This window comes from Streptomyces sp. XM83C, assembly GCF_023072675.1.
GTDB lineage: Bacteria > Actinomycetota > Actinomycetes > Streptomycetales > Streptomycetaceae > Streptomyces > Streptomyces thermocoprophilus.
Genome location: NZ_JALLGL010000553.1, coordinates 1 through 1,550, shown reverse-complemented (window position 1 = coordinate 1,550; position 1,550 = coordinate 1). Strand labels below are relative to the sequence as shown.

Here is a 1,550-nt window from a genome sequence, read left to right as displayed (position 1 = left end):
GCCGCCGGGAACACCGGCGTCGCGGCATCCGATGGCGCGTCTGACGCCCGTGGGGGTAGGGCTGCGACGGCCGCCGGGAACACCGGCGTCGCGGCATCCGATGGCGCGTCTGACGCCCGTGGGGGTACGGCTGCGACGGCCGCCGGGAACACCGGCGTCGCGGCATCCGATGGCACGCTTGACGCCCGTGGGGGTACGGCCGCGACGGCACCCGGAGACGCTGCCGCTGCGGTGTCCGGGGCCAGGCCCGCCGCCGCCCGAGCGGGTACGGCCGCGACGGCTTCCGGTGACACCGGCGTCGCGGAGTCCGGAGAAGTCGGCGCTGCGGCATCCGAGCACCCGCGTACCGCGCCTCCTCGGCGCCGCCACCGCCGGCCCGTCCCCTGGCTGCTCGCCGCCGGACTGGTCGCCGCCCTGCTGATCCTGGTGCCGGTCGCGGCCGGTATCGGCGCCTATCCCGTGCCGCTCGGGGACGTCGTCGCCTCCGTGCAGCACCGGATCGGGCCGGGCGGCACCGCACTCGACCGCGTAGCCGAGTCCGTGCTGTGGAACGTCCGCTTCCCGCGTATCGTCCTCGCCCTGCTCATCGGCGCCTCGCTGGGCTGCGCGGGCGCCCTCATGCAGGGCGTCTTCGGCAACCCCCTCGCCGAACCGGGCACCATCGGCGTCTCCTCGGGCGCCGCGGTCGGCGCGGTCGCCTGCATCTCCCTCGGCTGGGACTTCCTCGGCACCTGGACCCTGCCCGCGACCGCGTTCGTCGCCGGGCTCGGCACGGTCCTGCTGGTGTACGTGATGTCCCGCTCCGGCGGCCGTACGGAAGTCGTGACGCTGATCCTCACCGGCATCGCCGTCAACGCCTTCGCGGGCGCGCTCATCGGCCTGTTCGTCTTCCTGGCCGACACCGCGGCCGTGAACCGGATCACCTTCTGGCAGCTCGGCTCCCTCGCCCAGGCCACCTGGCCCAAGGTGGCGGTCGTCCTGCCGTGCGCGGCGCTGGGACTCGCCGCGGCCCCGCTGTACGCGCGCCGGCTGGACCTGCTCGCCCTCGGTGACCGGCCCGCACGGCACCTCGGGGTGGACGTCGAACGGCTCCGGTTCGTGCTGATGTCCGTCGTGGCCCTGCTGACGGCCGCCGCCGTGAGCGTCTCCGGCGTCATCGGCTTCGTCGGCCTCGTCGTCCCGCACCTGCTCCGCATGGTCGCCGGGCCCGGCCACCGCTTCCTGCTGCCCGGCAGCGCGCTCGGCGGGGCGGTCGTCCTGCTCGCTGCCGATCTCGCGGCCCGCACGATCGCCGCGCCCGCGGAGCTGCCGCTGGGCGTGCTGACCGCGCTCGTGGGCAGCCCGTTCTTCTTCTGGCTGCTGCGCCGCACCCGCCGCCGGCAGGGCGGCTGGGCATGACGCCCGCACCCGCCGCTGCCGGGGCCTGCTCGCCGACGCGCGCCCTCGGCACGTCACCTTCCGCCGCGTCCGCACACGGCACGCCCGTCCCCACCGTCTGAGAGAAGCCGTACATGAGCCCCCGACTCCTCCGTCACCGCCCCGATCCGCCC

At 75.7% G+C, this 1,550-nt stretch carries 1 protein-coding gene; it reads left to right on the top strand.

Annotated features, from left to right (window positions below; genetic code table 11):
* The first annotated feature begins 387 nt into the window (after positions 1 to 387).
* Complete coding sequence (locus tag MTQ10_RS30275; RefSeq protein ID WP_247473838.1) at positions 388 to 1,398, top strand: FecCD family ABC transporter permease; 1,011 nt, start codon at positions 388 to 390, stop codon at positions 1,396 to 1,398.
* The last annotated feature ends 152 nt before the right edge of the window (positions 1,399 to 1,550 follow it).